Genomic DNA, 26,425 nt, shown 5'->3' with positions numbered 1-26,425 from the left:
TTCGGTCACGACCCCGACTGGATCTCGTCGATCCGCGAGGTGACAGTGGCGAGCAGGTCGTCCCACGCACTGACGAACTTCTGCACGCCCTGCTGCTCGAGCAACGTGAAGACCTGGTCGAGGTCGATCCCCGCGGCACGAAGCGCCTCGAGGGTGTCCCGGGAGGCCGCACCGGTGCCCCGGACCGTGTCGCCCTCGAGGACCCCGTGGTCGGCGAACGCCTCCATGGTCGGGAAGGGCATGGTGTTGACCGTGCCGTGGGTGACCAGACCGCTCACGTAGAGGGTGTCGGGGTAGGCCGGGTCCTTGACACCGGTCGAGGCCCAGAGCAGGCGCTGGGGGCGGGCGCCCCGGGCGGCGAGGTCCCCGAACCGGCCGGCGGTGTCGTAGACCTCGTCGTAGACGTCCTGACACAGCCGGGCGTTGGCCAGTCCCGCCCTGCCACGGAGGTCGGAGTCCCCGGGCAGGCGGGAATCGATCTCGGAGTCGAGTCGGCTGACGAACACCGAGGCCACCGAATGGATGCGGGAGAGGTCCTGACCCGCTGCCGCCGCCTTCTCCAACCCCGCCAGATACGCCTCCGCGACCTCGCGGTACTGATCGGCCGAGAAGATGAGCGTGACGTTCACGTCGATCCCGCGCCCGATCACCTCCGTGATGGCCGGGAGACCCGCGGCGGTGGCCGGGATCTTGATCATGAGGTTGGGCCGGTCCACGGCGGCGACGAGCTCGACCGCCTGGGTCACGGTCCCCTCTGTGTCCTCCGCCAATCGGGGATCGACCTCGAGGGACACGCGTCCGTCGACGCCGTCGGTGGTCTCGTAGACGCCCGCCAGGACGTCACAGGCGTCCCGGACGTCCGCGGTGGTGAGCGCGCGCACCACCGAGTCGACGTCCCTGTCGGCACGTACGGCCTCGGCGAGCGCGGACTCGTACGCAGACGAGTCGCCCAGCGCGGCCTGGAAGATCGCGGGATTGGTGGTGACGCCCACGACCGAGTAGGTGGACATCCGCTTCTCGAGCTCGCCCGAGGTGAGCAGTTGGCGGGACAGGTCGTCGAGCCAGACCGAGACGCCGGCGGCGCTCAGTGCGGCGAGATTGGCGTTGGTCATGATGCCTCCCCGTTGACGGCCGCGAGGGATTCGCGGGCCGCGGCGACCACGGCGTCGCCGGTGATTCCGAACTCGGTGTACAAGGTCTCGTACGGGGCGGAGGCGCCGAAGTGCTCCAGCGACACCGCTCGACCCGCATCGCCGAGGAAGCGGTACCACGGCATCGCGATACCGGCCTCGACGCTGACGCGGGCGCGGACCGACCGGGGGAGGACCGACTCGCGGTACTCCGGGTCTTGCTGGTCGAAGAACTCGACACACGGCACCGACACCACCCGGGTCGGCACGCCCTCGGACTCGAGGACCTCCCGCGCGGCGACCGCCAGATGGACCTCCGAACCGGTGCCCATAAGGATCACCTCGGGGGTGCCGGTCGACGCGTCGGCCAGGACGTAGGCCCCGCGCTCGACACCCTCACGGGCCATCTCGGCCGTGCCCTCGAGGACGGGGATGTTCTGGCGGGTCAGGCACAGCCCCTTGGGGCCGTCGAGGGCGACGAGCATGGCACGCCACGCCGCCGCCGTCTCGTTGGCGTCCGCCGGCCGCAGGACGGCCAGTCCCGGGATGGCCCGCAGCGCAGCGAGTTGCTCGACCGGCTGGTGGGTGGGGCCGTCCTCGCCCAGACCGATCGAGTCGTGCGTCCATACGTAGTACGCGTTGCTGCCCTGGAGGGCGGCGAGCCGGACGGCCGGGCGCATGTACTCGCTGAAGATGAGGAAGGTTCCGCCGTAGGGCCGGGTCGGACCGTGGAGGGCGATTCCGTTGAGGATCGCGCCCATGGCGTGCTCCCGGACGCCGAAGTGCAGGTTGCGCCCGTACGGGGACGCGGTCCACATCCCGGTGGAGATGGAGGGCGGGCCGAAGGAGTCGGCGCCCTCGATCTGGGTGTTGTTGGACCCCGCGAGGTCCGCTGATCCACCCCACAGCTCGGGGAGGGTCCCGGCGAGCGCCTGGATGGCCTTGGCGGACGCCTTGCGGGTGGCGACGCCCTTGGGGTCGGCCTCCCACGTCGGCAGGCCGGCGTCCCAGCCGTCCGGCATCTGGCCGGAGTAGAGGCGGTCGAAGAGACTCTTGGCGCCGGGGTTGGCCTCGGCCCACGCATGGAACATGTCGCTCCACTGCGCGTGGACACGGGCACCGCGGTCACGGGCGGCCCGCGTGTGGGCGATCACCTCGTCGTCGACGGTGAACGGATCGGTGCCGCCCATGCCGAGCGCCTCCTTGACCGCGTCCACCTCCTCCTGCCCGAGCGCCGCGCCGTGGGACGCCCCCGTGTTCATCATGGTGGGGGCCGGGTAGGCGATGACGGTGCGCAGGACGATGATCGAGGGCTTGTCCGTGACCGCGCGCGCGTCGGCGATCGCCTCCTCGATGGCGGCGATGTCCTCACCACCGTTGACCGTCTGCACGTGCCATCCGTAGGCCTCGTAGCGCGCGGCGACGTCCTCGTCAAAGGCGATCTGGGTGTCGTCCTCGATCGAGATCTTGTTGTCGTCGTAGACCGCGATGAGGTTCCCGAGCTGCTGGGTGCCCGCGAGCGACGAGGCCTCGGCGGTCACCCCCTCCTGAAGGTCGCCGTCCGAGGCGACGACGTAGATGAAGTGGTCGAACGGGCTCTTCCCGGCGGGCGCCTCCGGATCGAACAGGCCCCGCTCGTACCGGGCGGCCATCGCCATTCCCACCGCGGAGGCAAGTCCCTGACCGAGCGGTCCGGTGGTGATCTCCACTCCGTCTGTGTGGTTCCACTCGGGATGCCCCGGGGTCTTGGAACCCCAGGTGCGCAGCGCCTTGAGATCCTCGAGCTCCAGACCGAAACCGGCGAGGTAGAGCTGGACGTACTGGGTGAGCGACGAGTGCCCGCAGGACAGGACGAAACGGTCCCGGCCCACCCACTTCGGGTCCGACGGGTCGTGGCGCATGACCCGCTGGTAGAGCGTGTAGGCCAGGGGCGCCAGGCTCATGGCGGTGCCCGGGTGACCGCTACCGCAGTTCTGCACGGCCTCGGCGGCGAGGACACGCGCGGTGTCGACCGCCCGGGTGTCCAGTTCGGTCCAGTCGGACGGGTGGCGGGCGGTGGTGAGCTCGGTGATCTCCGACGCGCTGGTCACTTGTGGTTCTCCCGGGTCGAGGGTGCGGCGCGGATCCGCGCGTATGTCGTGGCCCACCTTAGTGGTCGGGCCGCGACGGGGTCGGGCGGTCCCCGCCCCCGCTCTTTCGCGGAGCGTGCAGGGGGGACGTAGTATCGGCCGGGTAGTGCGTTGACATCTGCTGCGAGGAGTTCCGGTGCACGAATCCACCCCGACCCGGAGTGGGGGGCCGTCCGTCTCCCCTCCAGAGTCCTCGGGGCGGCCGGCTCCGGCGAGCGGGCGCGCCCGCGTAGTCGACGTCGTCATGTCGTACATCGCCCTCACCAAGCCGCGCGTCATCGAGTTGCTCCTGGTCGCCGCCATCCCCGCGATGCTGCAGGCCGACCGCGGTCAGGTCCATCTGGGCCTGGTGCTGCTGACCCTGGTCGGCGGCTGGCTCGGGGCCGCCAGCGCCAACACCCTCAACATGGTCGTCGACGCCGACATCGACAAGGTCATGAAGCGGACCGAACGACGCCCGCTGGCCCGCCACGCCGTGACCACCCGGGCCGCGCTGATCTTCGGCCTGGTGCTCGGCGCCGCGAGCATGCTGTGGCTCGGCCTTCTTGCACAGAGCTGGCTCGCCGCCTTCTTCATCCTGCTGACGATCTGCTTCTACGTCTTCGTCTACACGATGATCCTCAAGCGCCGCACCGCCCAGAACGTGGTGTGGGGTGGCGCGGCCGGCTGCATGCCGGTGCTCGTCTCGTGGGCGGTGATCACCGACCATCTCCCCGAGGGGCAGCCGCACAACTGGTGGCAGGCGATCGTCCTGTTCCTCATCATCTTCTTCTGGACTCCGCCGCACACCTGGGCGCTGGCGATGCGGTACAAGGAGGACTACAAGGCCGCCGGTGTACCGATGTTGCCGGTGGTCATGTCGGCAGAGGGCGTCACCCGCCGCATCACCCTCTACACCTGGGCGACGGTCCTGTGCACCTTCGCGCTCATCCCGGCGGCGGGGTGGATCTACGCGGCCGGAGCGGTCGGTTTCGGAGTGTGGTTCATCGTCATGGCCCACCGTCTCGAGGCCGGTGTCCGCCGAGGTGTCGAGGTCAAGCCCCTCAAGTTGTTCATCCTGTCGAACAACTACCTGGCGGCGGTGTTCGTGGCCCTGTCGATCGACGCGGTCCTCGGTCTCGAGACCCTGTCGGGAGTGTTCTCCCTGTTCTGATCCGTCACCTGGCGGGGTCGAGCGTGATCGACCCCGTGGTGCGTCGGGACTGCAACGCTCGATGCGCGCCCGACGCGTCCGAGAGCGCGAAGGTCGCACCGACGTTGAGGACGAGCGAGCCGTCGACCAGTCCCTCCATCACCTCCGCCGCACGCTCGCGGTACTCCTCGGTGGTCGCGATGAAGTCCCCGAGCGTGGGGCGGGTCAGGAAGACCGATCCCGCCGCGTTGAGCCGCTGGGGATCGACCGGTGGCACGGGGCCGCTCGCGGCACCGAACAGCACCAGCGTCCCTCGCCGCCCGAGCGAGGCCAGACTGGTGTCGAAGGTGTCCCGTCCGACTCCGTCGAACACCACTTCCACCCCGCCACCGGACAGCTCGCGGACCTTCTCGGGCGTGGCCTCCGGGTAGAGCAGGACATGATGCGCGCCCAGTTCCCTGCAGAGCTGCGCCTTCGACCCGGTCGAGGTGGTGGTGATGACCCGGAATCCGCGGGCTACCGCCATCTGGATGAGGAGCTGCCCCACCCCTCCGGCTCCCGCGGTGATCAGCACCGTGTCCCCGCCGCTCGCACGATGGGTGTCGGTGATGAGGTAGTGGGCGGTGAGTCCCTGGAGGAGCATCGACGCGGCGACGTCGTCGGCCACCCCGTCGGGGACGGCGACGAGGGCCTCGGCCGGGGCGACCACGAACTGCGCATAGGAACCGGGGGTCTGGCACCAGGCCACCCTGTCGCCAGGCACCAGATCCGGCGTGCCCTCTCCCACCGACTCGACGACGCCGGCGCCCTCGCTGCCCGGGATGTACGGCAACTCGGTCCGATAGATGCCCTCGCGGAAGTACGTGTCGATGTAGTTGACGCCGACAGCGGTGGTCCGGACGAGGACCTCGCCGGGTCCCGGAGAGGGGGTGTCGACCTCGACCGTGTCGAGGACGTCTGGTCCTCCGTGCTCGGTGATCTGGACTGCGCGCATGAACCCAGTATCCGTGAGGTACCGAGGTCCCGCAGCCCGGATATCGTCGGGTCGGGTCGAGGAACCACGGGAGCGGCGGACAACCGGGGACACCGGAGGCGATAAGGTACCCCCATGAGCCTGCAGATCCTTTCCCAGTACGCCGGGGGACCGCGAGTCCGGGCGACCGGTCGGCCCGCCGTCACCACCAGCGGATCCGGCGCCGTGTCGACTCCCGATCAGGCGCCCGCCGCCGTCGAGACGGTGTCCGACGCGGGCGACGCGGCGGCGCCGGCGGAGCAGACCACCACCAGCGAGGCCGCTCCGGTAGCCGCGCCATCCGAGGAGAAGACCACCACCCAGGCCGCACCCGCGGCCGCGGCGGCCGGCACCTCCACCGGCGGGATCAGCCTGGGTCGCCGCGCCCCGAAGGCGCCCGGTGGCGTCGCTTCAGCCCTGCACGGCTCGCGGATCAAGGAAGTCGAGGGGGGCGAGGCCCCCGCACGGGCGGCGGCAGCGGCCGCTCCGGCCAACGCAACGGCCGCGCCCGCCTCCACCCCGGAATCCGGGGACACCGAGCCGAAGTCGGAGAGCGCGCCCGCGTCCGTCGCAGACGCGCCCGGTTCCGAGCCTGACCGGACCGACCCCGCGGAGGCGAAGTCCACGACAGCCGAGCCCGCCGGAGCCGAGACCTCGTCGGCGCCCACCGGTGGCGGACTGACGCTGGGTGGTCGCTCGGGGGCCAAGGCCCCCGGTGGAGGCTCCGTCGGCACGCTGGTCCTGGGCGGCGGCGCCGGTGCGGCCGCAGCCGCGGGAGCCGCGGAGACCGCGGGTTCCAGCTCAGACGCGAAGGCGTCGGACGAACCCGCCGCCGCGAAAGCACCCGAGTCCGATGCGCCGGCTGTCGACGAGCCCGGCGAGGTCACGGCCGACGGCTCGGGCACGAAGACACCCGCCGAAGAAGCACCCACCGACAAGGCGCCGGCAGCGAAGAAGTCGGGCGGGCTCACGCTCGGCGGCGGGTCGACGGCCAAGACTCCTGGTGGCGGTAAGCCGGGCGGTCTGACGTTGGGTGGCGGGTCCAAGGCCAAGGCCCCCGGTGGTGGCTCGGCGGGGCTGTCCCTGGGCGGCGGTGCTGCCGGTGGGGACGCGCCAGCGGCGGATTCTGCTGAGAAGCCCTCGGCGACCGAGGCACCCACCGAGGCGGAGGCCGTCCCTTCCGCTGCCTCCAGGCCCGCCGACGCCCCGGCCGCGTCGCAACCCGCCGCGACGCCGCCGGCGGACGAACCGGCCGCCGAGGAGAAATCGCCCGAGACTCAAGCCGCAGAGAAGGCGCCGTCGGAGAAGATCGATCCCATCAAGGTCGAGAGCGTTCCGGCGGGTCCGACGCCGCCCCCGGCCGCGGTGAAGTTCGTCAAGAGGTTCCTCGCCCGCCACGGCGGCGAGGCGAACCTGGTCCTCCAGCCCACCGGTCGGACGGGGGTCCGTCTGACGTTCGTGGGTGCAGACGGAGTCATGGACGATTACATGGTCGACACGCTGGCCGAGGCGGAGGCGGTGCGCGATTCGGTCCCCGGGCTCACCGGTTCGGACTGGACCCGCGAGCTGGTCTCCAATACCGATGTCCCCGCGGGCCACTGGAAGCGCATGGCCGGCTCCGGCTCGCTGCTCTGAGCCCCCGACCAGACAAGGGAGAACGGCCCCGCCACCGGCGGGGCCGTTCTCGTCGAGAGGTCTGGCGGTCTGTCCGGCGCGCTGGCCCGCGTATGGGGGATCTACGCGGGCCGCGTGCTCCCGACGGCCCGCTCCCGGATGACCGCTGAGGCCCAGAGCGCGCCGGTCACGGCGGTGATCGCCCCGGCCAGGGTCACGTGCAGCACCACGAGAAGTTCGGGCACCCCCAGCTGGTACTGGGTGATGCCCACCACCGCCTGAGCCGCGATCAGGCCGATCAGGATCAGACAGCGCCGGATGGCCGGTCCCTGGGCGCGCAGAGCGATCAGGCCGAACGCGAGGCCGATGAGCAGGCAGACGTACCCGACCATCAGCTCGGCGTGGAAGTGGACCAGCCACTGGATCGGCATCTGGAGACGGTCGGCGGCCTCGATGCGGGCGTCACCGGCGTGGGGGCCGGCTCCGGTGACCATGGTTCCGGTCACCAGCACGCCTGCCAGGAGCACGGCGGAGAGAATAGTGAGCCAGGAAAGGGGCTCCGGGACCACGCGGCGCGCAGGGGAGTCGTCGGCCTCACCGATCCGTACGAACAGGACGGCCGCGAGCCAGGCCAGGATCATGGACGGGAGCAGATGGAGCGCGACTGTCCACCACACGAGGCCGGCCAGGACCGTGATGCCACCGATCACCGCCTGAGCCAGGATCCCGGCCGGCATCGCCCACGCGAGCACCTTGAGCCCACGCCGACGACCGGCACGATGTATCGCGAGCAGCAGGGCCGCCGCGATAGCGACCAACACGAAGGTCAGGAGCCGGTTGCCGAACTCGATCGCCTGGTGCATCGCGGGTCCGGCCCCGGCGACGGGGACGAAGCTGTCCTGGTTGCACCGTGGCCACGTCTCGCAGCCCAACCCCGAGGCGGTCACCCGGACGGTGACCCCGGTGGTCATGATGCCGATCTGCGCGAAGACGTTGGCCAGCGCGAGGCCCTTCTGCAGCCTGATCGACGGCATCGGCAGACGGGACAGCGGTCCCGTCGGTCCGGGGGGATCGCTCGTGGCCGGGCTGCCGGGGTTCGGGGCGTGCGAAGTCGAGGTCACGCACCCGATTCTAGGCGGGGGCGCGGACGGCTCCGCGATCAGGTGAAGGAGAAGTGCCGCACGGCCAGGCCGGCGCAGACCGCGGTCCACCCGGCCAGGACCAGGGCCGCCAGGGCGGGGAACCCTCCGTCGATCGCCGTGACCAGCGCGCTGGTCAGGGCGTACGACGGGACGACGACGAGGAGGTCGTGCAGCCAGTCGGGTAGGGCGGCCACACCGATCGCCAGACCGGCGGCACCGATGAGGACGAACCAGATGAGGTTGGCCAGCGCCAGCACGATCTCCGCGCGCAGGGTCCCCCCGAGCAGGAGCCCCATCGAGGAGAAGGCGACTGACCCGAGCGCGATCATCACCGCGCCCACCGCCAGGCCGGCGATGCCGGGGCGCCAGCCGAGCCCGGCCGCGATGGCGCCGAGCAGGACCGCCTGACCGGCCACCAGGATCAGGGTCGCCAGGATCTTGCCCGTGATGATGACTGCTGGCGGGAGCGGGGTCCCACCGAGCCTCTTGAGCGCCCCGTAGCGCCGGTCGAAGCCGACGGCGATGGCCTGTCCGGTGAACGCCGTGCCCATGACCGAGAGGGTCAACACCGCGGTGATCGCGTAGTCGATCCGTGGCTGCGGGATCGAACCGAACTCGATCGCGGTGAGTGCGAACAGCACGGCCACCGGGATCACCAGGGCGACGAGCAGCTGCTCACCGTTGCGCAGGAAGAGGGTCAGTTCCATCCGGGTCTGCGCTGCCGTCATACGGGCGAGCGAGGCCGGTGCCGAGGGCCGGGCGAACGTGCCCGGTGCGAAGCGGTTGGTGCCGGTCTGGGTGTCGGTCATCGCAGGTCCCGTCCGGTCAGGTCGAGGAAGACCTCTTCGAGGCTCCTGGCGCGGGTGGCCAGGGAGGTGAGCTGGAGGCCGGCCTGCTCGAGGGCGGTACAGAGAGTGGTCATGAGTTCGGGGGAGACCGGGCCGTGGACCTCGAGGACACCGGCCGCGGACCCCGTCGTCACGGTGTGTTCCGGTCCGATCGCACCGGTCAGGAGAGTCGGGGAGGCCTCGCCGTCGACGACCAGGGTCACGCCCTCGGACGTGCCCGCCCGCGCGAGTTCGGCCGGTGTACCTGCGGCCACACGGCGACCGTAATCGACGATCACGACTTCGTCGGCCAGCGCGGCGGCCTCGTCCATGAGGTGGGTCGTCAACAGAACGGCGGTGCCGTCACGGCGCAACGCCCGGACCAGATCCCACACGGCCCGCCTGGACTGGGCGTCGAGTCCGGCGGTGGGCTCGTCGAGGAACACCAGCTCGGGTCGGCCGATCACCGCGATGGCGAGCGAGAGTCGTTGCTGTTGACCGCCGGACAGCCGCCGGTACGGGGTGGTGACGTGGTCGCTGAGCCCCAGCTCGGCGAGAAGCCAGTCCGGGTCGAGGGGGTCTGCGTAGTAGGAGGCGACCAGCCGGACCATCTCCCCGACACGCGCCGCGGGGTACGCACCGCCGCCCTGGAGCATCATGCCGATCCGGCTGCGGACGCGCTGCCGGTCGGAGACGGGGTCGAGACCCAGTACCCGGAGAGACCCCCCGTCCGGACGGAGGAATCCCTCGCACACCTCGACAGTGGTGGTCTTGCCGGCACCGTTGGGACCGAGCAGGGCCATGACCTCGCCGCGGTCCAGCCGGAGGTCCAGACCGGCCACGGCGGTGGTGTCACCGAACCTCTTGACGAGTCCCTCGACGTGCAGCGCGGGGGAGTCGGTGCGTGAGGTCACGGGAGCATTCTAGGCCGCGTCGACTGCCGGAAGCGCAACAGCCCCGGCCAGCGGAACATCGCGATCAACAGGATCGACACGGCCACCACGGTGGCCACCCATGCCTGGACGGTGACGAACGGCGGAAGGCCTGCACCCGGCGGGAGGGTGAAGCAGGCGAGGACCGCGCTGACCGCCACCACGGGTAACCGGAACTCCATCCGCGAGGCCCACGCCGCGAGCGGGATCAGGGCCCACAGGACGTACCAGGGTTGGACGACGGGGAAACACAGGACGATGGCCGCCATCGACACCCCGAGTCCCCCCACCGGGTTGATCCGGCCGGCGGAGACCGCGAAGAGCATCCTGACGGTGAAGACGCCGGCGATCACGAGAGCCACGGTCTGGACCATCACCAGGATCTGAGCGGTGTGGTCGCCCAGTCCCAGATACTGTCCGATCCCACCGACGATCACTCCCAGAGCGGTGGGCGGAGAGAGCCAGCTGCGCAGCGACGTCGCCGCCCCGAGCTTCGTGATCCACCCGAGGCCCGACGAGGTGGCGAGCATCGCCAGTCCGGTGGTGACGCCGCTGATCGCCACCATGACCAGAGCCGCCCGAGCGGTGGCGAGGGGCCCGCCGCCCCAACGTCGGGCGAGCGCCATCCCGACGAAGCCCAGTGCCACAACAGTGGGCAACTTCACCAGGGCAGATCCGGTGACCAGGACGGTCCCCACAACGAAGAGGACCGTGGTGCGCGGGCCGGACTCGAGGGAGTCCACGGCGCGCAGCGCCAGCACGAGCCCCACGGCCAGCAGTCCCATCATGAGGGACTCGGAGTGGATGCCCGACACCAGATGGAACAAGACGAGCGGATTGGCCACCGCGAGCCAGAGCGCGGCCACGTCCGACACCCCGCAGTACTCGGCCAGGCGTGGGACTGCCCAGCCCAGCATGAGGATCCCGAGGATGGCCACCACGCGGTGCAGGATCGTGCCGAGGACCACGTCGTCCCCCGTCAGCGTGTGGATGATCTTCTGGACGCCGAGGAACAGCGGGCCGTACTGGTTGGGGGTGTCCCGCCAGATGTCCGGGACGTTGACCGTCAGTGCGTGTGAGGTCCCCAGTGCCGACACGGGCCCCAGTTCGTACGGGTCGTCGAGGGTGTTGCCGATGGCGCCCTGGGCGAGGTAGCTGTAGACGTCCTTGCTGAACATGGGGGGAGCGAGGGCGAGCGGCAGCGCCCACGACGCGATGATCCGGTCGAGCGTGGCCCGGTCGATGCGGCCACTGAGGCGTCCGCGGCGATCCTGGCCCAGGACGTACGGGGCAAGCAGGAGCCAGCAGAGTGTCACCACCACCATCCCGGTCATGACCACGGTCATGGAGGACTGTTGCACCCTGAGCCACAGGCCGAACAACCGCTCGCCGGCGACCGGGTTCTGCAGGACCGGCAGGGCGCCGGCGCCGAGGGCGCCGACCGCCATCGCGACCGCCGCTGTGGTGCCGATCCTGCGGATCCGGCGGAGTCGGGCCAGCTCTGCTGGCGGCGGGGCCCCGGTGAACCGTTCCTCGGTGTGGAGCCGGGCGGTGACCGACCCCGCGCCGCGTACCGGGAAACTGGATGCCACTGACCTCAGCCTCTCTCCACCGTGGGTGTCGAAGGTCACATCCCGGCGGGACCACCGGACGCGCCGGGGGGGTGGGAATATTTCCGTCACGGAAGTGTTGCGTAATATCAGGTGGTGCGTCCGCTCGGGGCGCACCGAGCATAGCCGGAAGGGAGTGTCAGATGAGCGTGCAGCACGTGTTCGAGAGCAGCACGCGGCCCGACACCCGCTCGGCCGTCCGTGAGCTCCTGCTGGAGCGCGGGGCACTGACCGCGGTGGAGATCGGACGTGAGTTGGGTCTGACCGCGGCCGGTGTCCGACGGCACCTGGACCACCTGGTCGAGACCGGGGAGGTCGAGTCCACCCGGACCCGGCCGGCGGGCACACGCGGCCGTCCGGCCAAGGCGTTCCGCGTCACCGCGATGGGCCGCAGTTCCGCGCAGCACGGGTACGACCACCTCGCGGTCGAGGCCCTGTCGGCCCTGCGACGCATCGGTGGCACCGCGGCCGTCGCGGACTTCGCGCGCCAGCGCGTCCGCTCGATCATCGGCCATGTCCGTCCCGCCGAAGGCGCGGACGACGTCGAGCGTGCGGCGACGGACATCGCCGCCGCCCTGACCGACTCGGGGTATGCCGCATCGATCGAGGAGGCCGGTGCGGGACTGCAGATCTGCCAGCACCACTGCCCGGTGTGGAACGTCGCCTCCCGGTTCCCCGAACTCTGCGAGGCCGAGCAGGAGGTGGTGTCCGAGATCGTGGGCACCCACGTCCAGCGCCTGTCCACCATTGCCGGCGGAAACTGCGCCTGCACCACGAACATCCCCACCGGGATGGTGACCGCCGGTGACCTGGCGGCCACCATTCCGGCAGCGGCCGGCGCAGACGCGTCGGTTCCGACCCCCGAAAGGACTGTGCGATGACCATCACCCCAGATCAGGTGACGGCCGACGTCACTGTGCACGAGCCGACCACCGATGAGGAGCGGATCGCCTCCCTCGGTCAGTACAACTACGGTTGGCACGATTCCGACTCCGCCGGTGCGACAGCCCAGCGTGGCCTCTCGGAGGCCGTGGTGCGTGACATCTCCAACAAGAAGAGCGAATCCGAGTGGATGCTCGCCAAGCGGCTCAAGGCGCTGGCGACGTTCTACAAGAAGCCGATGCCGGCATGGGGCTCGGACCTGTCGGGGATCGACTTCGACAACATCAAGTACTTCGTGCGGTCCACGGAGAAGCAGGCCACCTCGTGGGAGGACCTGCCCGAGGACATCAAGAACACCTACGACAAGCTCGGAATCCCCGAGGCGGAGAAGCAGCGCCTCGTCGCGGGCGTCGCTGCCCAGTACGAGTCCGAGGTGGTCTACCACCAGATCCGTGAGGACCTGGAGAGCCAGGGTGTCATCTTCATGGACACCGACACCGCGCTCAAGGAGCACCCCGAGTACTTCGCGGAGTACTTCGGGTCCGTGATCCCGGCCGGCGACAACAAGTTCTCCGCCCTCAACACGGCCGTGTGGTCGGGCGGCTCGTTCATCTACGTCCCCCCGGGCGTCCAGGTGGACATCCCCCTGCAGGCCTACTTCCGGATCAACACCGAGAACATGGGCCAGTTCGAGCGCACCCTCATCATCGTCGACGAGGGCGCCTACGTGCACTACGTCGAGGGGTGCACCGCGCCGATCTACAAGTCGGATTCGCTGCACTCGGCCGTGGTCGAGATCGTCGTCAAGAAGGGCGGCCGCTGCCGCTACACGACCATCCAGAACTGGTCGAACAACGTCTACAACCTCGTCACCAAGCGCGCCCGGGCCGAAGAGGGCGCCACGATGGAGTGGATCGACGGCAACATCGGTTCCAAGGTGACGATGAAGTACCCGGCCGTGTGGCTGACCGGTGAGCACGCCAAGGGCGAGGTCCTCTCCGTGGCCTTCGCAGGAGAGGGACAGCACCAGGACACCGGTTCCAAGATGCTGCACCTGGCGCCCAACACGTCCTCGAACATCGTCTCCAAGTCGGTGGCGCGAGGTGGCGGACGCTCGGCCTACCGCGGGCTGATCCAGATCAACGCCGGCGCCAAGGGTTCCAAGTCGAACGTCGAGTGCGACGCGCTGCTGGTCGACAACATCAGCCGGTCCGACACCTACCCCTACATCGACATCCGCGAGAACGATGTGACGCTGGGGCACGAGGCCACCGTCTCCAAGGTGAGCCAGGACCAGCTGTTCTACCTCATGAGCCGCGGCCTGGCCGAGGACGAGGCGATGGCCATGATCGTGCGCGGGTTCGTCGAGCCGATCGCCAAAGAGCTCCCCATGGAGTACGCCCTCGAGCTCAACCGCCTGATCGAACTCCAGATGGAAGGATCGGTGGGCTGACCGCCATGACCGACACGACTACACCCACCACCGGATCCGGCCCCACGCCGGTGACGGACCGCTACGGAATCCCCGTCACCGCCACCAAGGGCGACCAGTTCTCCTCCTTCGACGTGAACGCGTTCGAGGTCCCAAGCCACAAGGACGAGATCTGGCGCTTCACCCCGCTCAAGCGGCTGCGCGGGATCCATGACGGCTCCAACGTCACCGCCACCGGAAACCTGCTCGTGTCCGTGGCCGAGCGTGACGGACTGACCGTCGAGAGCGTCGACACCGCTGACAAGCGGATCGGCGAGGCCGGCGCCCCCCGGGACCGCGTCGCGGCCCAGGCCTTCAGCTCGGTCGAGCAGGCAACGGTGCTGACCGTGGCCAAGGAGACCGTCCTGACCGAACCCGTGTACGTGACGGTCGACGGTCCGGGGGAGGGCGAGTTGGCCTACGGCCACGCCCAGATCCGACTGGATCCGTTCGCCAACGCGACGTTCGTCGTAGACCAGCGCGGCGGGGGGACCATCGCCGAGAACGTCGAGTTCATCGTCGGCGACTCGGCCCACCTCGAGGTGGTCCTCATCCAGGACTGGGATGACGACGCACTGCACCTGGCCAATCACCACCTCCAGGTCGGTCGGGACGCGACCCTGACCTACACCGCCGTGACCTTCGGCGGCGAGCTCGTCCGTATCGCGCCGTTGGCGGCGTTCACGGCCCCGGGCGGCACGGTGAACATCAACGGCCTGTACTACGCGGACGACGGTCAGCACATCGAACACCGGCTCCTGGTCGACCACGCGGTGCCCCACTGCACGTCACGCGTCCTCTACAAGGGCGCACTGCAGGGCGATGCGACGTCGAACCTGCCCGACGCCCACACCGTGTGGATCGGCGAAGTCCTCATCCGCGCGGCGGCCGAGGGCACCGACACCTACGAGATGAACCGCAACCTCGTCCTCACCGACGGGGCGCGGGCGGATTCCGTGCCCAACCTCGAGATCGAGACCGGCGAGATCGCCGGCGCAGGTCACGCCAGCGCCGTGGGTCGCTTCGACGAGGAGCACCTGTTCTACCTCATGTCGCGGGGCATCGCCGAGGACGTCGCCCGTCGCCTCGTGGTCCGTGGCTTCTTCGGAGAGGTGATCAACCGCATCGGCGTGCCCGAGGTACGTGAGCGGATCGCCGAGGCCGTCGAGCTGGAACTCCAGTCCTCCGGGATCTGACTCCAGACCCCCGAGAGACCATCCCCGAAGACTTCAAGAAGATTGCGAGCACACCAATGACCATTCTCGAGATCAAGGGCCTGACCGCCCGCGTCGCCGCGACCGCCGATTCGGCTGAGACCGTCGACATCCTCAAGGGCGTCGACCTGACCATCGAGTCGGGCAAGACCCACGCCATCATGGGCCCGAACGGCTCCGGCAAGTCCACCCTCGCCTACGTCATCGCCGGTCATCCCAAGTACGAGGTCACCGGCGGCACCGTCACCCTCGACGGGGAGGACGTCCTGTCGATGGAGGTCGACGAGCGGGCCCGCGCCGGCCTGTTCCTGGCCATGCAGTACCCCACCGAGATCCCCGGCGTCTCGACCGCCAACTTCCTGCGCACCGCGGCCACCGCCGTGCGCGGCGAGGCGCCCAAGCTCCGGCACTGGGTCAAGGAGGTCAAGGAGGCCATGTCCGACCTCGACTTCGATCCGGCCTTCTCCGAGCGCAGCGTCAACGAGGGCTTCTCCGGCGGCGAGAAGAAGCGCCATGAGATCCTCCAGCTGGACCTGCTCAAGCCCAAGATCGCCGTGCTCGACGAGACCGACTCCGGCCTCGACGTGGACGCGCTGCGCGTGGTGTCCGACGGCGTCAACCGCTACCGGGCCGAGGAGAACGGCGGAATCCTCCTCATCACGCACTACACCCGCATCCTTCGGTACATCACGCCCGACCGCGTCCACGTCTTCGTGGACGGCCGGATCGCCGCCTCCGGTGGAGCGGAGCTGGCGGACGAGCTCGAGGCCGAGGGTTACGAGAAGTACCTGACGCCCGCGAACGCCTGATCGGACAGCTGGGAGAACATGACCTCGACCCTCGACATCACGACCGTCCGCTCGGATTTCCCGATCCTGCAGCGGACGGTCCGTGACGGCAAGCCCCTGGTCTACCTGGACTCCGGGGCGACCTCACAGCGCCCGATCCCGGTACTCGACGCCGAGCGGGACTTCCTCCTGCACTCCAACGCGGCCGTCCACCGGGGCGCGCACCAGCTCGCCGAGGAGGCGACGGACGCCTACGAGGACGCCCGCGCCGGCATCGCCGGGTTCGTCGGCGCCGATGTGGATGAGCTGGTCTTCACCAAGAACGCCACGGAGGCGCTCAACCTCGTCGCATTCGCCCTCGGGGACGATCGCTTCGGCGGGTACACCGTTGGGCCGGGTGACGAGGTCGTGATCAGCGAACTCGAGCACCACGCCAACCTCGTCCCGTGGCAGGAACTGTGCCGGCGGACGGGGGCGACCCTGCGCTGGTACGGCATCACCGATGACGGCCGGATCGACCTCGACTCGCTCCAGCTGACCGACGCGGTCAAGGTCGTCGCGCTGACCCATCAGTCCAACGTCACCGGCGCGGTCACCGATGTGGCCCGCGTGGTCGACTCGGCGCATCGCGTGGGGGCACTCGTCGTCCTGGACGCCTGCCAGTCGGTCCCGCACATGGCGGTGGACTTCCACGGACTGGGTGTGGACTTCGCCGCGTTCTCCGGTCACAAGATGCTCGGCCCGACCGGCATAGGCGTGCTCTACGGACGTCGCGAGCTGCTGAGGGCCATGCCGCCGGTACTCACCGGTGGATCGATGATCTCCACCGTGACCATGGAGCAGTCGACCTTCGCCGATCCGCCGCAGAGGTTCGAGGCCGGGGTGCCGATGGTGTCCCAGGCCGTGGGCCTGGCGGCCGCGGTTCGCTACCTCGAGTCCGTGGGAATGGAGACCATCGCCCGGCACGAGGAGTCGCTCACCGCGGCCACCCTTGAGGCCCTCGGGCAGATCCCCGGCATCCGGATCGTCGGACCGAGGGACATGGTCGCGCGGGGAGGCGCCGTCTCCTTCGTGGTCGACGGTGTCCACGCCCACGATGTGAGCCAGGTCCTCGACGACGACGGGGTGGCGGTGCGGGTGGGACACCACTGTGCGTGGCCTCTGCACCGCCGACTCGGCGTGCAGTCCACGGTCCGGGCCTCGTTCGCGCTGTACAACACACTCGACGAGGTCGAGGTGCTCGCCCGGTCGTTGCGCCGGGCGCAGGAGTTCTTCGGAGTGGGAGGTGGGCGTTCGTGAAGCTCGAGCAGATGTACCAGGAGGTCATCCTCGACCACTACCGGCGCCCGCACCACAGCGGGCTGCGGGAGCCCTTCGGGGCCGAGGTGCACCACGTCAACCCGACCTGTGGTGACGAGCTGACGCTGAGGCTACGACTGTCCGACGACCTGTCGACGGTCGAGGACGTCTCCTATGACGCCCAGGGCTGCTCGATAAGCCAGGCGTCCACCTCGATGATGGCCGACCTCATCGTCGGCCGCACGGTGTCGGAGTCTCTCGAGGCCTACGACGCCTTCCACGCGATGATCTCCTCCCGCGGGAAGAACGAGGGCGACGAGGAGATCCTCGACGACGCCGTCGCCCTGTCCGGGGTGTCCCGATACCCGGCGCGCGTCAAGTGCGCGCTGCTGGGGTGGATGGCATACAGGGACGCTCTCGGCCGACAGACCGAACACCATCAGGAGTGAAGTGACATGACCGACCAGATGACCCCGGCCAACGACCCCACGGTCGACGACGCGAATTCGGCAGCCGAGAACGAGACAGCGGCGGGCACCGTCTACAACGGTGAGTTCCGCCCCGACCCCAACCGCCCCGAGCAGTCGGAGGAGGACCTCGCGCTGGTCGCCGACCTCGAGGAGGCCATGCGCGACGTGGTCGACCCCGAGCTCGGGATCAACGTGGTGGACCTCGGACTGGTCTACGACATCTGGGTCCGCCCGGGTGAGACCGAGGGTTCCACCATCGCACGCGTCGACATGACGCTGACCTCGGCGGCGTGCCCGCTGACCGACGTGATCGAGGATCAGGCGCGCAGCGCGGTGGTGGGTTCCGACCTTGCCAACGATCTCGAGCTGAACTGGGTGTGGATGCCGCCGTGGGGCCCGCAGATGATCACCGATGACGGCCGGGAGCAGCTCCGGGCCATCGGCTTCACGGTCTAGCCGGTCTAGCCGGCCGTCGGCGGGGACACGACCCTCGGCCATCCGGGGCGCCGTGGATTCCTCCGGAGCACGGCGGCGACCATTCCCGCCTTGCCCCGGACGGGCATGGTCAGCCACATGTCCCACATCGCCAGCGCCAGCTGGTACGAGGGACTCGCTCCGTCGAGGAACCACTGCTGCCGGCGGCTGTCGATGCGGCCGAATGCGTTGAACAGCTGCCGCAGGGTCAGGCCATCCGCTCGCAGTAGGACCCGGAGCCCGATCCCGTGCAGAGCGGTGCTCGCAGGGGACCGGGGCGCCGGTATCGGATAACCGGAGCCGATCGCGTACACCACTCCGGGGACCGCCGCCAGCATCGAGGCCACCGAGTACCCCGTCGCCGCGTGCCCGTGCCCGCCGGCGGTACCGAAGGCCTCGATCCGGGGGTGCCCCACCCGACTACTGCGCGGGAGAAGCGGGATCCGTACCCGCTCCACTGCGAGCGGCGCGTCGACGGCCGACGGCGTGACTCCGCGCCCCAGCAACCTCGACCGTAGGCGGGTCGCGAGTACGGCGGGATCCGGTGCGGGCAGACCCGCCAGACACGTCTCCTCCAGGAGAACCCGGTCGGCGCCCAGGGGGATCGCGTACAGGAAGCTGGGGCCCACCTCGTCGTCGTCGTGATCTGTCCGCCAGTCCATGAACAGCGCCGGATCACCGCCGAGGGCGGGGGCGGCGTCGACCGCGTTCAGGACGACCCCGTAGGCGGTCTGCAGGGGTCCGGGATTGTCGGGGCCGCCTGCGCCGCGACAGTCCACCACCCGGTGCGCGCGGGCGGTCAGCGCGACCAGCGCGGCATCGTCGATGGTCGTGGTCTCGACCGTCACTCCGGCTCCCAGCGGGAGGGCGTCGCGAAGGGCCTCGTTGTCGAACACGCAGTAGACCCGGTCCAGCACCGCCCGGTCGGGGGAGTAGTGCGCCGGCGCGTGGACGGAGTGCGCCAGAACATCGACGCCACAGGCGTCCGCGGCCAGCCACGGCGGCAACTGGTCGGCCCACAGCGAGAGCGTCTGGCGCCACGGCGCGTCCGGCTTCGGGTCTATTGCGAGCACGCTCAGACCAGAGTCGGCGCAGCGGGAGGCGAGCGCGCGGCCGGCCGGTCCCAGACCGACGACAGCGACGTCGTAGAGATCGTCCCCCGTAGCATCCATCACGACCGACAGTACCGCCGACGAGAGGGCATCGAAGTGCCGGGAGCGTTCTACCAGCAGGTCGCCGTGGGTCGGTTCGATGCCTCGCCTCTGACGGCGGGTCCGTGGTCTCCGGACTCGCAGCACGCCGGACCGCCGAGCGCATTGCTGGTCCGGGCCATGGAGCGGCTCGACGGGGCGCCCGGGGTGCGACTGTCACGGGTCTCGGTGGACGTCCTCGGCCCCATCCCCGTGGCGGCGCTGGACGTCGAGGTCCGCACCGTCCGACCGGGCCGAAGCGTGGAGCTGCTCGAGGCCACCGCCTCGGTGGACGGCCGACCTGCTCTGGTGGCCCGTGGGTGGCTGATGCGGTCGACCCCGGACGACTTCCCGGTCCACGGCGAGCACTCCGGTCCCGCCGTACCGGACGCGCCACGCGAGCGCGCTCCGATGATGTCCTTCGCCCACGGCGACGGCTATCTCTCGGTGGTCGACTTCTCCTTCGACTCCGGCGGCGGCGACTCCCTGGGGCCGGCCGCGGCGTGGGGCCGGAGCCGGCTCGACCTGGTGGAGGGGGAGACCATGACCGGGTGGCAACACACGGTGCTCGTGGCGGACTCGGCGAGCGGGATCTCCCTGGCGACCGACCCGCTGACCCATCCGGCGATTAACTGCGACCTGGTGGTCTCGCTGCACCGGGAACCCGACGTGGGCTGGGTGCATCTGGACTCCGAGACAGTGGGCGGCCCCGGTCATGGCGTCATCACCGACACGCTCCTGTCCGACGACCGGGGACGGATCGGCCGCAGCGTCCAGAATCTGTACGGGCGCAGCGTTGTGTGAGACCAGCACGGTGTGAGGGCAGCGCGGTGTAAGGGCAGCGCGGTGTAAGGGCAGCGCGGTGTAAGGGCAGCGCGGTGTAAGGGCGCGGTCGGGGTGACGGCCGGAGCCCGGCTGATCGGAGACCCAGGTCACCGGACTCGTCGTGGGTGTCGCGCCGCAGGTAGAGTGGCTGGTCGGCCCGATTCCCCCCGAGAGCAGACGAGGTACCCGCGCACGTGATCACCATCGACGACCTGGAGGTGCGCGCCGGCGTGCGCACCCTGCTCCACATGGACGGGTCCTCGCTGCGGGTCCAGCCCGGCGACCGGATCGGCCTGGTCGGCCGGAACGGTGCAGGTAAGACGACGACGATGAGGATCCTCGCCGGCGAGGGTGAGCCGTACGCGGGCAAGGTCATCTCGACCAGTGACGTGGGGTATCTGCCACAGGATCCCCGCGAGGGCAACATGGACCAGCTCGCGCGCAGCCGGGTCCTGTCGGCCCGTGGGCTGGATGTGCTGATGGTCCAGATGACCGAGGCGCAGGACGAGATGGTCGCCGCCCCGGACGACGCGGCGATGGACAAGGCCGTGCGCAGGTACGGGCGGCTGGAGGACGAATTCTCCGCACGGGGCGGATACGAGGCGGAGAGCGAAGCGGCCCGGATCTGCAACAGCCTGGGGCTCGAGGAGCGGATCCTCACCCAGAACCTGGGGACTCTCTCCGGTGGTCAGCGCCGGCGGGTGGAGTTGGCGCGGATCCTGTTCGCCGCCTCCGACGGGGCCGGCAAGTCCCAGACCATGTTGCTGCTGGACGAGCCCACCAACCACCTCGATGCCGACTCGATCACCTGGCTGCGCTCGTTCCTCGAGAAGCACGAGGGCGGGTTGATCATCATCTCCCACGATGTCGAGCTGCTCGAGGCCGTGGTCAACCGGGTGTGGTTCCTCGACGCCGTGCGCGGGGAGATCGACGCCTACAACATGGGGTGGCAGAAGTACCTCGACGCGCGCGCCACCGATGAGGCCCGGCGCCGCCGTGAGCGCGCGAACGCCGAGAAGAAGGCCTCCGCCCTCAAGACGCAGGCCGCCAAGCTGGGCGCCAAGGCCACCAAGGCCGCGTCGGCCAAGCAGATGATCCGCCGCGCCGAGACCATGATGAACGAGCTCGACGCGGTGCGGGTGGCCGACAAGGTGGCGCACATCAAGTTCCCCACCCCGGCCGCGTGTGGCAAGACCCCGATGTTCGCCAAGGGCCTGACCAAGATGTACGGCTCCCTGGAGGTCTTCGCCGGGGTGGACCTGGCGATCGACAAGGGCAGCCGGGTGGTGGTGCTGGGCTACAACGGTGCCGGCAAGACCACCCTGCTCAAGCTCCTCGCGGGTGTCGAACGCACCGATGGCGAGGGTGGGGTCGTCTCCGGCCACGGCCTGAAGGTGGGATACTTCGCCCAGGAGCACGACACCCTCGACATGGACGCCAGCGTGTGGGACAACATCCGTCACGCCGCCCCCGACGCCGGGGAGCAGGACCTACGCAGCCTGCTGGGGGCGTTCATGTTCACCGGCCCCCAACTCGAGCAGCCCGCGGGCACCCTGTCCGGCGGTGAGCGCACCCGACTGGCGCTGGCCGGGCTGGTGTCCTCGGCCGCCAACGTGCTGTTGCTGGACGAGCCCACCAACAACCTCGACCCGATCTCGCGCGAGCAGGTCCTCGACGCCCTGCGGAGCTACGAGGGCGCGGTCGTCCTGGTCACCCACGACCCCGGCGCCGTGGAGGCCCTGGAGCCCGAGCGGGTCATCATCCTGCCCGACGGCACCGAGGACCTGTGGAGCCAGGAATACATGGAGATCGTCGAACTCGCGTAACCGAGCGCAGCGAGGGCACGCGGACGTTCGCGCATAGAACCGTCGAACTCGCGTAACCGAGCGCAGCGAGGGCACGCGGACGTTCGCGCATACATCGTGTCCACTTCCTCGCGGCCTCGTCGCTGCGGGTCTACGGTGGAGTTGTCGCCGGATCCGGCCGGACGCCGGGTGCACCGACGACGGTGTCACCGAGGAGGTCGGCCGATGAACGCAAAGCCAGTCGTCGTGGGAGTAGACGGTGGACCAGACTCGCTGAGAGCCCTGGCCTGGGCCGCCGAGTACGCGAGCACTGCCGGGGCGCCCTTGATCGCCCTCACCGCCGTCGAGACCCCCGCCGCCGTCGGTCCGTACGCCATGGCCGGCTGGGTGGACCCGTCGATTCTGGAGGACAGGGCGCACACCATGCTCACCGACGCCGTGCGTGACACCCTGGGTCACGAGGCCAGCGTTGAGCAGATCGTCGTCCGCGGCCATCCGGCGGAGGCCATCGTCGCGGCGTCGAAGGATGCCCGTCTCGTGGTGGTGGGCAACCGGGGGCGGGGCGGTTTCGCCGGCATGCTCCTGGGCTCGGTGAGCCAGCACGTCGTTCCGCACGCTCGGTGCCCGGTCGTGGTCCTGCCACACCAGCACGCCGATCAGGATCGGGGCCCCGGGCAGTAGGTGCCGAACCGGGACCCCGCTGTTCCCCGGACTGGTGCACTCACCGTCCGCCCCAGGATGCCTCCACCCGTAGCAGGAGTGCGAGCAGGCGGGGGAGTCTGGCCGCGAGCCCTCGGCGGGGGAGAGCGTCCAGTGCGTCGGACCGTCCCGGCAGCTGCTCGTGCCGTCCGGTGGTGAGGTGCGTGAGCGCGCTCAAGAGCGCCGCCGGATGGGTGTCCAGCGCACTGTGGCCGTTCTCGATTCGGGTGACTGCCGCGTCCGGCGCGAGCGACGCCACCCGCTCGGCGATGCGCGGCGGGGTGCGGAGATCCCGGTTGCCGCTGAGCAACACGATCGGCCAGGTGAACCGGGCTGTCTCACGGTTCAGGTCCACCGGTTCCGCCTCGAACGAGGGGAACAGGTGCGATATCGGTGCATAGGTGAGCGCGGGATCGAGTGGCAGGCCATCCGCTGGGGCGCCGTATCCCAGTTCACGGAAACCGATCGCTCCGGCGATGTCGAACTCGTACAACCCGGGCACGTTCGCGATCGAGTCGTCCCGGGTGGCGTAGGCCTCCAGGAGTCGCCAGGCCGCTCCACTCGGCCGCTGCTCTCGCTCCCGCCGCAGCCGCTCCCGCAGCAACGGACCGAGCAACTCCGCGCCTCCCAGTTCATACGCTGCGCGGACCACGTCGAACAGGAGTCGCTCGTCCACACCCCCCTCGTAGAGGCTCCGCACATCCGCCGCGATCGGGGTGTCCGCGTCCCAGAGGAGCGACCGCACGGCCCTCCGCTCGATGCCGATGTCCGCCGCCGACTGCAGGGTGGAATCCAGCAGCATCCCGGACACCCGATCGGGATGTCGGGCACCGAGACAGGAGACCACGTAGCTGCCGTATGAGGACCCGGCCAGGAAGGCGGTGTCCGCCTCCTCGCGATCCAGCACCGCGGTGATGTCGTCGGTGACGGCGGAGACCCGCATCGCGGAGACCGGCAGGTCCCGGCCGACGAGGTCGGTGCGGGAAAGTCCCACGCCGCGGTGTTCCACCATGATCAGGTCGAGCCCGAGGCGGGCGGCCCACCGCCGCAGACCCCGATAGGGCAACACCGAGCCGAGGCCCGGACCGCCGGGGACCACCACCGTCGGGCAGACGGTGCGCGGGCCGGTCCGCACGTAGGTCAGATCGAACGCGGGGCCGGAGTCATCTGCCGGTCGTCTGACTCTGCGCAGCCCCGTTGTGCCGACGGACAGCGCCGACACCACGCCGCGGCGCCAGGTCATACCCGCGCCGACCGGGTGACGAGCGCGCTCATGACGGTCACCCGCGCGGTACGTCAGATCCGCTGCTCGTGGACATCCTCGAGCGCGGCGGCGTCAGCGGCGCTCATCCCGGCGATCGGCTCGCCGTTCCACACGATGTCATCGCCCAGTGCGCCCAGCAGCTCCTTGCGTTGGCCGTGGCTCAGCTTGGCACCGTGGACGAGAGTCGCGGGACTCCACATCATGGCGAAGGAATCGTGCCACCCCGATCCGACGTCCCTCACGTGGAGCAGGTCGTGAAGTGAGGTGGGCAGGTGCTTGAGCGGCTCGGCGAACGCGTCGGCGAGCACGGCCAGGCTGATCTGGCGCTCGACACCCGGCTCGACGACGAACGCCTCGTCGTTCCGCCCGGTGAGCGCCTGCTCGAGCTGCTCCGCCTCGAGCAGGATGACGCCATTGGTCGGGCGGGGGTTGCACTCGATGGAGTAGAGCTCTCCGTCGTTGTCGACGAAGTCGAAGGAGAGCTGGCCCGTGAATCCGGTGTCGAGCGCATCGACGATGCGCTGGGTGTAATCGAGGGTGTCGGTGCTGTCCACCGCGAGGAAGGTGATGCCCGTGCTGTGCGCCCACTGCTCCGGGGCGCGGTAGGTGCAGTGCGAGGTGACCCTGCCGTCCACGATCGTGCTGTAGGTGCACACCATCGGGCCGTCGACGAACGGCTGCACCAGCCACGGCTGTTCCTCAGTGGGGTGGCAGTCGTCGACGGACATCTTGCCGGCCAGCGGCCCGGTGTTCGTCAGCAGACCCACACCGCCGCGGGAGAACGCCGCCCGGGCGAAATAGCGTGGGTACTTCTCGGTAGCTGCCACGAGCGAGTCGTGGTCGGTCGCGACGATGGTCTCGGGAATCGGCACCCCCGCCCGCTTCACCAGGCGTTGGAAGCTCGCCTTGTCGTGCAACCGGGCGAGTGTGGAGAAGCTGCCGCCGAACAGCGTCACGCCCTCGGGCAGGTCCGCGACCCGGGCCGAGAGGTAGAACACCTCCTCGAAGGTCGGGATGATGAGGTCGATGTCGTACTCAGCGACGATCCGGTTCACGTCGGCGATGAACCGGTCGGTGTCGTAGCGGGGAGACGCCGTGACGGCATGCCCCGCGAGGTACTTGGAGTGGCTGCCCGTCGCGCCCGGAAAAGTGTCGCTCGCCACAACTGTGTGGCCGAGGCTGCCGAGCTTGCGGATGATGTCCAGGGCGAAGGTGTTCCTGGAACTGGTGACGAGTACGCGCATCATGGTCCTCTCAGCGGCGGTGGCCTCTCGAACATCCTATTCACGACAGCGGGGCATCCGGTCCCCAATGATGACTATCGTCAAGGCGAGGAATCGGGAGCGTATGGACGAGGTGACGAGGTGGATCGCGGCCGTGCCTACGCTTGTCGGGTTCGGTCTGGCCCTGGGCTTCAGTCCGGTGCTCTACGGCGCGACCGCGGACATCCTCGGGCGGAATCAGAACGTGCGTGCCCGCCTCACCTGGTTGCTCTCGGGTCTGGTCACCGGGGCCACCGTGCTCGCCCTGGTGTTGCACGGTCTCAATCCCGCGAATCTCCTGGCACAGGTGCATGACCGCACTGATGCGGTGGTCGAGAATCGATTCGTCGACCTCACCGTGGGCGTAATCCTGCTGCTCGTGGCAGCCGGCATGGCACTGTGGGTGCAGATCGTGCCCGACGCCCCTCCGAGGAAGGTGCGCGAACCCGACCAGAACGCTCCGCCCGCCAGCCTGTTCGTGCTCGGATTCAGCGCAGCCATCGTCGGCATTACCACGCTCCCGATCATGTACCTCACCGGCCGACTGGTCGAGAGCTTGAGCACCGACCCCTTCCTTCGACTGATCGCCTACAGCGTCTTCGTGGTGGCCCTGGTCGAACCCTTCGTCCTGCTCGCCTGGATCTGGTCCCGGTTCCCGGTCGCCACGACCAAGGTCACCGAGGCGTACGGACGGATGCTGGCGTGGGACTTCCGTTGGGTGGCCTGTGCCCTGATGACCTTCGGAGGACTGTTATTGATCGGCTTCACCCTGTTCGTGCACCGCTGACACCGCCGCCCCGGTAAGGCGAGCCTAAGCAATTGGGCTGACCAGCACGTTTGAGACACTTGTCCACATGGACCTCGCTTTCAACATCGTTCTGATCCTGCACTTCATCGGCCTGGCCGGAATCATCGGTGGGTGGCTCGCCACCATCAAGGCACCGCACATGAACAAGGCGATCCTGCACGGCGCGATCCTCCAGGTGGTCACCGGGCTGATCCTCGTCGGCCTCCGCGAGATGCAGGACGCGGACCTGAACCACATGAAGATCGGGATCAAGCTCCTCATCGCGATCGTCATCCTGGTGGTCGCGGTCGTCGGTGTTCGTAAGGAGGCCAGGGCCCAGGGCAGCACCGCGAACCTGGCCCACATCGCCGGTGTGCTGGGCGTCGTCAACGTCGCCATCGCGGTCCTGGTCTGACACCAGTCACCCACACCTCGCGCCGCCCCTCGACTCCGGTCGGGGGGCGGTT

At 69.5% G+C, this 26,425-nt stretch carries 24 protein-coding genes; 14 read left to right on the top strand and 10 right to left on the bottom strand.

Features of this window, described 5'->3' with window-relative positions:
• Positions 1 to 5: 5 nt before the first annotated feature.
• A complete protein-coding gene (gene tal, locus A6048_RS08580; protein ID WP_107747572.1) occupies positions 6 to 1,112 on the bottom strand; it encodes a transaldolase in 1,107 nt (368 codons plus the stop codon).
• Entirely contained in the window at positions 1,109 to 3,220 is a 2,112-nt protein-coding gene (gene tkt, locus A6048_RS08575; protein ID WP_107747573.1) for a transketolase, read from the bottom strand. Before tkt ends, tal begins: the two co-directional genes overlap by 4 nt.
• A gap of 175 nt (positions 3,221 to 3,395) precedes the next feature.
• On the opposite strand from tkt, the gene A6048_RS08570 reads away from it, so the two are divergent.
• The gene (locus A6048_RS08570; protein WP_268817310.1) at positions 3,396 to 4,412 is read left to right on the top strand and encodes a heme o synthase; all 1,017 of its coding nucleotides are present in this window, start codon (positions 3,396 to 3,398) and stop codon (positions 4,410 to 4,412) included.
• Positions 4,413 to 4,416: 4 nt separating this feature from the next.
• Here A6048_RS08570 and A6048_RS08565 read toward each other — a convergent pair whose 3' ends face one another.
• Positions 4,417 to 5,385: a quinone oxidoreductase family protein gene (locus A6048_RS08565; protein ID WP_107747575.1), complete on the bottom strand. Its 969-nt coding sequence runs from the start codon at positions 5,383 to 5,385 to the stop codon at positions 4,417 to 4,419.
• A gap of 114 nt (positions 5,386 to 5,499) precedes the next feature.
• Here A6048_RS08565 and A6048_RS18640 point away from each other — a divergent pair, with 114 nt between their 5' ends.
• The gene (locus A6048_RS18640) at positions 5,500 to 7,038 is read left to right on the top strand and encodes a hypothetical protein (protein ID WP_244911062.1); all 1,539 of its coding nucleotides are present in this window, start codon (positions 5,500 to 5,502) and stop codon (positions 7,036 to 7,038) included.
• Positions 7,039 to 7,139: 101 nt separating this feature from the next.
• On the opposite strand, the gene A6048_RS08555 is transcribed toward A6048_RS18640, so the two are convergent.
• The 4 genes from A6048_RS08555 to mptB are packed head-to-tail and all read right to left on the bottom strand — an operon-like array spanning position 7,140 to position 11,510.
• Positions 7,140 to 8,138 carry a COX15/CtaA family protein gene (locus tag A6048_RS08555; RefSeq protein WP_107747576.1) on the bottom strand — a complete coding sequence of 333 codons (999 nt, stop codon included), beginning with the start codon at positions 8,136 to 8,138 and terminating at the stop codon, positions 7,140 to 7,142.
• 38 nt (positions 8,139 to 8,176) lie between these two features.
• A complete protein-coding gene (locus tag A6048_RS08550; protein WP_107747577.1) occupies positions 8,177 to 8,968 on the bottom strand; it encodes an ABC transporter permease in 792 nt (263 codons plus the stop codon).
• Positions 8,965 to 9,900 (bottom strand): ABC transporter ATP-binding protein, encoded by a 936-nt coding sequence (locus tag A6048_RS08545; protein WP_107747578.1) that lies wholly within the window; start codon positions 9,898 to 9,900, stop codon positions 8,965 to 8,967. Before A6048_RS08545 ends, A6048_RS08550 begins: the two co-directional genes overlap by 4 nt.
• Entirely contained in the window at positions 9,897 to 11,510 is a 1,614-nt protein-coding gene (mptB, locus tag A6048_RS08540) for a polyprenol phosphomannose-dependent alpha 1,6 mannosyltransferase MptB (RefSeq protein ID WP_107747579.1), read from the bottom strand. Before mptB ends, A6048_RS08545 begins: the two co-directional genes overlap by 4 nt.
• A gap of 161 nt (positions 11,511 to 11,671) precedes the next feature.
• Between mptB and A6048_RS08535 the strand changes: the two genes are divergently transcribed.
• From A6048_RS08535 to A6048_RS08505, 7 genes are read left to right on the top strand one after another with little or no spacing between them, the layout of a single operon-like run.
• Positions 11,672 to 12,409, top strand: coding sequence for a helix-turn-helix transcriptional regulator (locus A6048_RS08535; protein WP_107747580.1), 738 nt, complete (start codon positions 11,672 to 11,674; stop codon positions 12,407 to 12,409).
• On the top strand, positions 12,406 to 13,863 hold the full coding sequence (gene sufB, locus A6048_RS08530) for a Fe-S cluster assembly protein SufB (RefSeq protein WP_107747581.1): 1,458 nt from the start codon (positions 12,406 to 12,408) through the stop codon (positions 13,861 to 13,863). The genes A6048_RS08535 and sufB overlap by 4 nt, the downstream gene beginning before the upstream one ends.
• Before the next feature lie 5 nt (positions 13,864 to 13,868).
• Positions 13,869 to 15,077, top strand: a complete 1,209-nt coding sequence (sufD, locus tag A6048_RS08525) for a Fe-S cluster assembly protein SufD (RefSeq protein ID WP_107747582.1) — start codon at positions 13,869 to 13,871, stop codon at positions 15,075 to 15,077.
• A gap of 56 nt (positions 15,078 to 15,133) precedes the next feature.
• Positions 15,134 to 15,904 (top strand): Fe-S cluster assembly ATPase SufC, encoded by a 771-nt coding sequence (gene sufC, locus A6048_RS08520; RefSeq protein WP_107747583.1) that lies wholly within the window; start codon positions 15,134 to 15,136, stop codon positions 15,902 to 15,904.
• Positions 15,905 to 15,922: 18 nt separating this feature from the next.
• Positions 15,923 to 17,182, top strand: a complete 1,260-nt coding sequence (locus tag A6048_RS08515; RefSeq protein ID WP_107747584.1) for a cysteine desulfurase — start codon at positions 15,923 to 15,925, stop codon at positions 17,180 to 17,182.
• Positions 17,179 to 17,631 carry a Fe-S cluster assembly sulfur transfer protein SufU gene (gene sufU / locus A6048_RS08510; RefSeq protein WP_107747585.1) on the top strand — a complete coding sequence of 151 codons (453 nt, stop codon included), beginning with the start codon at positions 17,179 to 17,181 and terminating at the stop codon, positions 17,629 to 17,631. The genes A6048_RS08515 and sufU overlap by 4 nt, the downstream gene beginning before the upstream one ends.
• A gap of 6 nt (positions 17,632 to 17,637) precedes the next feature.
• On the top strand, positions 17,638 to 18,108 hold the full coding sequence (locus A6048_RS08505) for a metal-sulfur cluster assembly factor (protein ID WP_107747586.1): 471 nt from the start codon (positions 17,638 to 17,640) through the stop codon (positions 18,106 to 18,108).
• A 5-nt stretch (positions 18,109 to 18,113) separates the two neighbouring features.
• Here the strand turns inward: A6048_RS08505 and A6048_RS08500 are convergent, their stop codons facing one another.
• Positions 18,114 to 19,298 (bottom strand): lycopene cyclase family protein, encoded by a 1,185-nt coding sequence (locus A6048_RS08500; RefSeq protein ID WP_107747587.1) that lies wholly within the window; start codon positions 19,296 to 19,298, stop codon positions 18,114 to 18,116.
• 36 nt (positions 19,299 to 19,334) lie between these two features.
• On the opposite strand from A6048_RS08500, the gene A6048_RS08495 reads away from it, so the two are divergent.
• From A6048_RS08495 to A6048_RS08485, 3 genes are all read left to right on the top strand, one after another.
• Complete coding sequence (locus A6048_RS08495) at positions 19,335 to 20,120, top strand: thioesterase family protein (RefSeq protein ID WP_107747588.1); 786 nt, start codon at positions 19,335 to 19,337, stop codon at positions 20,118 to 20,120.
• 215 nt (positions 20,121 to 20,335) lie between these two features.
• Entirely contained in the window at positions 20,336 to 21,967 is a 1,632-nt protein-coding gene (locus A6048_RS08490; protein ID WP_107747589.1) for an ABC-F family ATP-binding cassette domain-containing protein, read from the top strand.
• Between the two features lie 204 nt (positions 21,968 to 22,171).
• Entirely contained in the window at positions 22,172 to 22,627 is a 456-nt protein-coding gene (locus A6048_RS08485) for a universal stress protein (RefSeq protein WP_107747590.1), read from the top strand.
• A gap of 40 nt (positions 22,628 to 22,667) precedes the next feature.
• Here A6048_RS08485 and A6048_RS08480 read toward each other — a convergent pair whose 3' ends face one another.
• Both A6048_RS08480 and A6048_RS08475 read right to left on the bottom strand, forming a co-directional pair.
• On the bottom strand, positions 22,668 to 23,888 hold the full coding sequence (locus A6048_RS08480; RefSeq protein WP_235027401.1) for an alpha/beta fold hydrolase: 1,221 nt from the start codon (positions 23,886 to 23,888) through the stop codon (positions 22,668 to 22,670).
• A 53-nt stretch (positions 23,889 to 23,941) separates the two neighbouring features.
• On the bottom strand, positions 23,942 to 25,156 hold the full coding sequence (locus A6048_RS08475; protein WP_107747591.1) for an ATP-grasp domain-containing protein: 1,215 nt from the start codon (positions 25,154 to 25,156) through the stop codon (positions 23,942 to 23,944).
• A gap of 130 nt (positions 25,157 to 25,286) precedes the next feature.
• Here A6048_RS08475 and A6048_RS08470 point away from each other — a divergent pair, with 130 nt between their 5' ends.
• Positions 25,287 to 25,958 (top strand): GAP family protein, encoded by a 672-nt coding sequence (locus tag A6048_RS08470; RefSeq protein ID WP_159110246.1) that lies wholly within the window; start codon positions 25,287 to 25,289, stop codon positions 25,956 to 25,958.
• Positions 25,959 to 26,025: 67 nt separating this feature from the next.
• Complete coding sequence (locus A6048_RS08465) at positions 26,026 to 26,373, top strand: hypothetical protein (RefSeq protein ID WP_107747593.1); 348 nt, start codon at positions 26,026 to 26,028, stop codon at positions 26,371 to 26,373.
• Positions 26,374 to 26,425 lie beyond the last annotated feature (52 nt).

The sequence above is a fragment of the Dietzia psychralcaliphila genome (assembly GCF_003096095.1).
GTDB classification, from domain to species: Bacteria; Actinomycetota; Actinomycetes; order Mycobacteriales; family Mycobacteriaceae; genus Dietzia; species Dietzia psychralcaliphila.
The sequence above is the reverse complement of the archived record's forward strand: the minus strand, read 5'-3'. Positions and strand labels throughout refer to the sequence as shown.

Excerpts from the sequence above, each read along its gene's own strand:
- sufD (WP_107747582.1), top strand. The coding sequence starts at position 13,869 with ATGACCGACACGACTACACCCACCACCGGATCCGGCCCCACGCCGGTG.
- A6048_RS08550 (WP_107747577.1), bottom strand. The coding sequence starts at position 8,968 with ATGACCGACACCCAGACCGGCACCAACCGCTTCGCACCGGGCACGTTC.
- sufC (WP_107747583.1), top strand. The coding sequence starts at position 15,134 with ATGACCATTCTCGAGATCAAGGGCCTGACCGCCCGCGTCGCCGCGACC.
- A6048_RS08465 (WP_107747593.1), top strand. The coding sequence starts at position 26,026 with ATGGACCTCGCTTTCAACATCGTTCTGATCCTGCACTTCATCGGCCTG.
- A6048_RS08475 (WP_107747591.1), bottom strand. The coding sequence starts at position 25,156 with ATGATGCGCGTACTCGTCACCAGTTCCAGGAACACCTTCGCCCTGGAC.
- A6048_RS18640 (WP_244911062.1), top strand. The coding sequence starts at position 5,500 with ATGAGCCTGCAGATCCTTTCCCAGTACGCCGGGGGACCGCGAGTCCGG.
- sufB (WP_107747581.1), top strand. The coding sequence starts at position 12,406 with ATGACCATCACCCCAGATCAGGTGACGGCCGACGTCACTGTGCACGAG.
- A6048_RS08505 (WP_107747586.1), top strand. The coding sequence starts at position 17,638 with ATGACCGACCAGATGACCCCGGCCAACGACCCCACGGTCGACGACGCG.
- tal (WP_107747572.1), bottom strand. The coding sequence starts at position 1,112 with ATGACCAACGCCAATCTCGCCGCACTGAGCGCCGCCGGCGTCTCGGTC.
- A6048_RS08485 (WP_107747590.1), top strand. The coding sequence starts at position 22,172 with ATGAACGCAAAGCCAGTCGTCGTGGGAGTAGACGGTGGACCAGACTCG.
- A6048_RS08565 (WP_107747575.1), bottom strand. The coding sequence starts at position 5,385 with ATGCGCGCAGTCCAGATCACCGAGCACGGAGGACCAGACGTCCTCGAC.
- A6048_RS08515 (WP_107747584.1), top strand. The coding sequence starts at position 15,923 with ATGACCTCGACCCTCGACATCACGACCGTCCGCTCGGATTTCCCGATC.
- A6048_RS08500 (WP_107747587.1), bottom strand. The coding sequence starts at position 19,298 with ATGGATGCTACGGGGGACGATCTCTACGACGTCGCTGTCGTCGGTCTG.
- A6048_RS08535 (WP_107747580.1), top strand. The coding sequence starts at position 11,672 with ATGAGCGTGCAGCACGTGTTCGAGAGCAGCACGCGGCCCGACACCCGC.
- A6048_RS08480 (WP_235027401.1), bottom strand. The coding sequence starts at position 23,888 with ATGACCTGGCGCCGCGGCGTGGTGTCGGCGCTGTCCGTCGGCACAACG.